The organism is Umbribacter vaginalis, from assembly GCA_001552935.1.
GTDB classification, from domain to species: domain Bacteria; phylum Actinomycetota; class Coriobacteriia; order Coriobacteriales; family Eggerthellaceae; genus Berryella; species Berryella vaginalis.
Genome location: KQ959685.1, coordinates 136,288 through 143,717 on the forward strand (window position 1 = coordinate 136,288; position 7,430 = coordinate 143,717).

The following is a 7,430-nucleotide window of genomic DNA, read 5'->3' on the forward strand; positions in this document are numbered from 1 at the left end:
ACCTCGCTTGTAGACGCCGTTGTTTGGTCGAATGTTTGCAATTCAAAATTCTATACAAAAACACAATACAATGAAAACGAGATATGTGGCGCTATTTCTTCATTACTTACAGAAAAACGAAAAAACGGCGTCGAACCTTATTGCTTAGTTAGTCGGCAGCGCGAGCAGCGGCAATAAGCTCGCGCGCATGCAAAAGCGACGTGTCTGTTGCTTTACCAGAAAGCATGCGAGCAATTTCGAGCGCGCGATGTTCCTCAGAAAGACGCTCGACCTGCGTTTCGGCAGGTCCCACGCCCGTACCATCGGTTTTACTTACCACGTAATGCGTGTCGGCATACACTGCCACCTGCGCCAAATGCGTTACCAAAATCACCTGATGTGTTTGTGACAACTCAAACAACACGCGCGCCAACGCTTGCGCCGTTGTGCCACCAACACCAGCGTCCACTTCGTCGAAAATAAGCGTTTGAACAGCATCGCTTTTGCCAAGAACAACTTTAAGCGCCAGCATAACGCGGCTCATTTCACCACCCGATGCAATGCGCACCAACTGGCGATACTGCATACCCTCACCAGGGCAATACATAAACTCTACCGCGCAGGGCGACTGCTCCGTGAACTGCTCAAGCGGCACCATATCAACTGAACAGGAGAATTGCGCATGCTGCATTTCAAGCGCTGCCAAAACCTCATTAACGCGTTCACTAAACAACGGCGCACCCTTTTTACGAAACTCAGTCAGTGCACACGCTGCACATTCAAGCTGTTCACGTGCTTGTTGAACGCGTGCTTGCAGCGCTGAAAGATGTTCCTTGGAATTATCAAGCGACTCCACCAACTGTTTTGCATCGTGGTAGTTTTTCATGAGTTGTGCCATGTCAGGCGTAAAATCATGCAGCAAACCCTGAAACAGCGACATGCGTTGCTGCATGTCATCAAGTGCCTGAGCGTCAAATTCAATAGAAGCGGCATAACTCGAAATATCACGAGAAATATCCTCGGTAATGTAGAGGCTCTCAAGCAACGACTGCGCCTTTTCTGCGAGCGCGGCATCGAATTGCGCGGCGTGTTGAATTTGAGAAATTGCCGTGTTAAGCTGGTCCAATGCGCCACTTTCACCACTCAGAGCCGTTTGTGCAGAAAACACGTCACGCGTAAGCTCCTCGCTGTGCTGGGCTTTTTGCAGTTGAACGGTTAATTCGTCGTACTCGTTTTCGGCGGGGTTAAGCTCCTCAACGCGACGAATAAGATAACGTGCCTGCTCAACGCGGGCATTTTGCTGCTCGCCTGCTTCGGCAACAAGCTTCAGCTGCTGGCAGGCGTCGCGATAGTCAAGAAATGCCTGATGGTAGGCTTTATACTCCGGAGAGGTATGCGTGTGAAGAAACGCGTCGAGCATGCCTTCGTGAAATTTCGCCTGCATAAGACGCTGATGTTCAAACTGACCACAAAAATCGACCGTGCGTGCCATTGTTGCGGCAAGCTCTTTGAGTGATGCAAGCGAGCCGTTAATACTCACGCGCGATTTTCCATCAGTGGAACAGGTACGTTTTACAAGCAATTCCTGAAAGGTTGGCGCGATGTCGCCAGCGCACGCGTCAGCATTTGCACTCGTAGCATTTACGCTGGTGACAGTACTAGTGTCGCGCGCATTGGCGTTGACGTTCGTGTTGGTGTTCGCGTTAGCGTCATGCACATCGGCATCAACATCGAAGTTCGCACTGCTAGCAGCGTTTTCATTCGTATCGTCAATGAAAAACCGTCCTTCAACACAGGCACTGGTACAACCCTCACGTATACTCTCTTTTGTAGCGCGCTCACCTAACAGCAGACGCAAGCCTTTCAGTAACGCCGACTTTCCACTGCCTGTTTCCCCTGTTATGACAGTAAGCCCTTTGTCGAACGTAAGCGAAACATTATGTATAAGTGCAAGGTCGGTAATATGTACTTCATCAATCATAACTTCCCCTTTTATCACCATATAATGCAATTTCATTGGCGTTATGTAACGTTGTTGCTCTTAAGCGACGCGATAACGTTAGCACCGCAATCGTTACATGAAACACTCGTGCTGGTGTGTTGCTGATACTCTGCAACATATAATAAGGCGTCATATTTTACAGAATACGAGCGACTTTCACCTACATCAAAGCTCGTTAGCGCTTCTACTTCCAAGGTGCAAGTGCCTCAACACTTCCTACTCCCAAACCGCGACGACGAACGTCGTGCTTGCTGCTTCAACTTTTTCAAAGTGTCAAGCTCACTTTCGCCTTCAAAGCACGCTTTCACCTTTATCAGCTGGTCACGCGCTTTCGCTGCCGCTTCAAAATCCATACGCTCAGAGGCTTGCACCATCTCATCTTCAAGCTCAGAGATAATCCGCAGCGTTTCCTCACGTGAAAACTGCGCCAATTTACGATTAACGTCTTGCGAACTTTCATCAGCGCTATCTGCGGAAACGCTTTGTGCAATATCAACAACAGCCTTAGTAATCGTTTGTGGAACGATACCGTGTTCTTCGTTATATGCAATCTGTATGCTACGGCGGCGCTTAGTTTCATCAATAGCGCTTTTCATGGAGTCGGTAATGCGATTGGCATACATGATAACCTGGCCGTTTGCGTTTCGTGCAGCACGCCCAATCGTTTGAATAAGCGAGCGGTGATTGCGCAAAAATCCCTCTTTATCGGCATCAAGAATAGCCACCAACGACACTTCTGGCAAGTCGAGGCCCTCGCGCAACAAGTTAATACCAACAAGCACATCAAATACGCCAAGCCGCAGGTCACGCAGAATTTCCACGCGCTCAAGCGTACCGATATCCGAGTGCATATAGCGCGTTTTCAGCCCGCGATCAAGCAAATGATCCGATAAATCTTCTGCCATTTTCTTGGTAAGCGTAGTAATGAGCGTGCGTTCGTGGCGCTCCGCGCGCAGCCGCGCTTCATCGCAAATGTCGTCAATTTGCGAATCGATAGGACGCACTTCAATTTTCGGATCTAAAAGCCCTGTTGGACGAATGATTTGCTCGACAACGGCACTGCTGGCACGCTGTTCATAGTCGCCTGGCGTAGCTGAAACAAAAATAAACTGCGGGATTTTCTTCTCGAACTCGTCGTAACGCAACGGCCGATTATCCAGGCAGCTTGGCAGACGAAAACCGTGCTCTGCAAGGGTAATTTTCCGCGAACGGTCGCCCTCATACATGCCCCTGACCTGCGGTATTGTTACGTGGCTTTCATCGACGATGCACAAAAAATCATCCGGAAAGTAATCGATAAGCGTATACGGCGGCTCGCCCGGCTTGCGTCCATCCAGGTGACGCGAATAATTCTCGATTCCCGAGCAAAAGCCCATCGTTTCCATCATTTCCAAATCGTAGGACACACGCATTTCAAGGCGCTCGGCCTCCAGCAGTTTCCCCTGCTCTTTGAAGAATGCAAGGCGCTCGCGCAACTCATCGCGAATTGTATCAAGCGCGTGCTGAATTTTCGGACGTGCCGTTACATAATGTGACGCCGGCCACACGGGTAACGCCTCGTAGCTGGTTAGCTTTTCCCCTGTTAAAGCATCAATTTCCGCTATCGACTCGATGTCATCACCCCAAAATTCCACGCGAATTGGGTTATCGGCATACGGCGGAAAAATGTCAACAATATCGCCGCGCACACGAAACGTCGCACGCTTCAATTCGTAATCGTTGCGGTCGTATTGGATGTCAATCAAATCGTGAAGAAGCTGGTCACGATTGTATTCCTTGCTGCAATCGAGAAACACTGCCATGCCGGCATAATCCATCGGCGAACCAATACCATAAATGCACGACACCGAGGCAACCACCACGCAATCTCGCCGCGAAAGCAAAGCCGACGTAGCCGCATGACGCAGCTTTTCAACTTCTTCATTAATGGATGCGTCTTTTTCGATGAATGTGTCTGATGAGGGAACATAGGCTTCGGGCTGGTAATAATCGTAATACGACACGAAATACACCACCGAATTTTGCGGGAAAAACTCCTTGAGCTCACTTGCCAACTGCGCCGCCAGCGTTTTGTTGGGCGCCAGCACCAAGGTTGGTTTTTGGAGCGCCTCGATTGTTTTTGCCATCGTGAACGTTTTGCCTGATCCGGTAACGCCCAACAGCGTTTGATAGCGCATGCCGCTTCTGACGTTTTCGGCCAGCTGAGCGATGGCTTTAGGCTGATCACCTGCGGGTTCGTAAGGCGATTTCACAACAAAGGGCGTGGTTGCAAGACGAACAGCAGGCAGCTTGCCTTCCATAGCGCTTCCTTGGATATTTGCAAAATGAGATGACACGCTTTCTCCTTACCGTTTACCGCTCGGTGTTTGGTGCTTGCCGCCTGGGAACGGGTGCGAGCAGGTGCTTCTTGGCGTTTGGTGGGTGCCGCTTGGGAATGCGTTTGAGCAGTGGACGGTCGCTTGCGCTTCGCTGGTAGCAGCGTTCGCTTCGCTCTTTCTTGATGACACGTTGCCGTTCGTTGCTACCCCATTGCCGTTTGCGCAGGTACAGCGCGTGTACGAACGCCACCATTGCACTGTTTGTTCTGCAAGCTTACCAGGCGTTCCGTCGTTATAGAACACGACATCTGCCTGTTGTTTTCGCTGGTCGTCGCTTATTTGTTGCGCAATGCGCGCACGAATGTCACGCTCGCTCCATCCCGCTTGCTGCAAGCGCTGCATACGCGCTTCCAAGGAAGCAAGAACCGCAATCAGCACGTCAGCATTTTTTGCAAGTGGCTCATTGCGCGTTGTGAACGTCGAGCACTCAACAGCAACATACGGCTGATGCTGTTCTTGCAATTCGTGCAGTTCACAGGCATATAGCTGTTCTATCTGTGGCATGCAAATAGCATTTAAGGTACACGTATTGTGCGAATTTGCAAACGCAATGGCAGCCAGCGCTGCACGATTAACACAGCCGCATGCATCAAAAATGGAAGTTCCAAAAGCACGTTTTAACTGCAGCTTTACGGAATCACACGCAAGCGCTTCATGGCCAAGCGCATCAAGGTCGATAGCGGGTACGCCCTGCTGCTCAAGCGTTTTGCGAACGGTCGATTTGCCCGAACCCATGCCGCCAATTATAAAAATTTGCTTCACGACGTACTCCTTTCGTTATGCTCGGTGCCAACATACTTTATATGCACTATCTTTGGCTCGTTCCCAATTCCGCTCGCGAACAGCCTCTACATAGCGCGCTCTGCAAGCTGTTATTTCCGCACATGTCACACAACCTGCCACTTCTATGTGTTCAACGCTCACTTTATGTTGCGCCATAGGATGCTCAACAACTACCTGCCACTTCTACGCGCTCGGCGCCCACCACACACTCGCACACGCACGAAAGCCGCAACGCCACGTGCAAGCAACAAGCCCGCACACGCACACAACCTGCCCGCAGGCCTGCAATCAGCCATTTCCGCACATACATAGTGAAAAAGGCGCACCCATACAGGCACGCCTTTGTCGCATTCGTTTTGCACGTGCACGCACGTATGCGCACGTGAAACGGTTACTGCTATTCTGCATCCTTCTTTGACGCATCTTCTTTTGCTTCAGATGCTTCCGATGCTTGTTTTGCATCAGCAGTTGAAGCGGCATCATCCTTAGATTCAGAATGCTCAGTGCTTCCCTCAACAGGAATTTCAATACCTAAGTCAAGAGCAGCAGCCTTCATTGACAAAGAAATACGGCGACGTTCTGCATTGATTTCTACAACTTTAACTTTAACCGTGTCTCCAACTTTCACTACCTGAGACGGGGTATCAACGTGACGTGTAGCCATTTCAGAAATGTGTACCAAGCCCTCAGCATCGTCACCCAGCGAGATGAACGCGCCAAACGGCACCAACTTCGACACAACACCATCAACGATGGCTCCCAAAGGATATGCTTCAACAAGCTTTAACCACGGATCAGGCGTTGTTTGCTTTAAGCCAAGCGAAATGCGCTCGCGTTGCAAGTCGACGTCAAGCACTTCAACTTCAACTTCCTGACCAACTTTCAGCACTTCAGATGGGTGGCTAATGTGGTTCCACGAAATCTCAGAAATGTGTACCAAGCCGTCAATGCCGCCCAGGTCAACAAAGGCACCAAAGTCGACAATCGAAGAAACGGTACCTTTCAGGCGCATGCCCTTCGTAAGCTTCGTCAAAATTTCGGCACGTTCGTTCTTGCGGCCTTCTTCCAGCAGCGCACGACGTGAAAGTACTACGTTGTTACGGTTGCGATCCATCTCGATGATGCGCGCTTCGATATTGGTGTTCAGGTACATATCAAGGTCTTTTACGCGACGAAGATCAACCAACGACGCAGGTAAGAATCCACGCAATCCGATGTCGATGATAAGACCGCCTTTAACAACCTCGATAACTTCACCCGTTACCGATTCGCCAGCCTTGAATTTCTCCTCAACAGAAATCCATGCACGCTCGTATTCTGCACGTTTCTTGGAAAGGATAAGACGCCCATCTTTGTCTTCTTTTTGAAGAACAAGAGCTTCAATTTTGTCACCCAATGAAACTAGTTCAGCAGGGTCGGCATCTTTGCGAATAGAAAGCTCACGAGCTGGGATAACACCTTCGCTCTTGAAACCAATGTCAACGAGCACTTCGTCGTGTTCAATTTTCACAATTGTGCCATTAACAAGGTCGCCTTCATCAAATTCGGTAAGAGTACCATCGATAAGAGCGTTCATTTTGTCATCGGAAATATCTGAAAAATCGATGACGGAAGGGTTTTTGATTTCGGTCAAAACGGACCCCTTTCAATACATTCCGGGGACCCATCAACATGATTGATTACACTGTACCATGTTCGTACTCGTTAAGAAGAAACAGCAGGTAGCAAACATGTCTCGGGGGCCAACACTTACATTCTTACCACTGTTTTGGTAAGTGAAAACATTGTAGCACGTTAGTACATATCGTAAAGAAATATCATCAGTTGTCCATATGAAAAATTTATGCACGTTAAACCTTGCAAAAAGACGGCATGGAGCTGCATTTCACCTGCAAAAAGACGGCATGGAGCTGCATTTCACCTGCAAAAAGGCGGCGGCCGGCGGCGTTTGGGCTGCAATAACACGGCACGGAGCTGCATTTGGGCTGCGAAAAGACGGCACGGAGCTACGTTTGGACGGTAGAAAGGCTGCGGGCGGCGGAATACGTGCTGCAACAGGAGTTTTACCACGTTCCCTACAGTGCGCCAAAACACGTTCCCATGCAAGAAAAGCACCTTGCACATACAATTTTATAGATACGCTATGCATTACAAAATAATGGTTGACTTTGCGCTCCGCGAGTACTTTAATAGGGAACAATTCATCACTGAAGAAACCGTTGACGCGGAGATAACGGTAGTCATGCCTGTACAGAGAATCCACGGTGCTGAGATGTGGATAAGAAACA

Annotated in this window: 5 protein-coding genes; all 5 read right to left on the reverse strand. The window is 49.5% G+C overall.

Going from position 1 to position 7,430, the window contains the following annotated elements; all coding sequences use genetic code 11:
- Window positions 1–148 precede the first annotated feature (148 nt).
- Window positions 149–1,960 (reverse strand): DNA repair protein RecN, encoded by a 1,812-nt coding sequence (locus HMPREF3190_RS03735; protein WP_066780502.1) that lies wholly within the window; start codon window positions 1,958–1,960, stop codon window positions 149–151.
- Between the two features lie 227 nt (window positions 1,961–2,187).
- Window positions 2,188–4,317, reverse strand: a complete 2,130-nt coding sequence (gene uvrB, locus HMPREF3190_RS03740; protein WP_066780504.1) for an excinuclease ABC subunit UvrB — start codon at window positions 4,315–4,317, stop codon at window positions 2,188–2,190.
- Window positions 4,318–4,326: 9 nt separating this feature from the next.
- The gene (coaE, locus tag HMPREF3190_RS03745; RefSeq protein WP_066780506.1) at window positions 4,327–5,121 is read right to left on the reverse strand and encodes a dephospho-CoA kinase; all 795 of its coding nucleotides are present in this window, start codon (window positions 5,119–5,121) and stop codon (window positions 4,327–4,329) included.
- Between the two features lie 418 nt (window positions 5,122–5,539).
- The gene (rpsA, locus tag HMPREF3190_RS03755) at window positions 5,540–6,775 is read right to left on the reverse strand and encodes a 30S ribosomal protein S1 (RefSeq protein WP_066780513.1); all 1,236 of its coding nucleotides are present in this window, start codon (window positions 6,773–6,775) and stop codon (window positions 5,540–5,542) included.
- A gap of 252 nt (window positions 6,776–7,027) precedes the next feature.
- Window positions 7,028–7,430 (reverse strand): hypothetical protein (locus HMPREF3190_RS07590; RefSeq protein WP_449676148.1); only part of this gene is annotated, 403 nt, incomplete at its 5' end.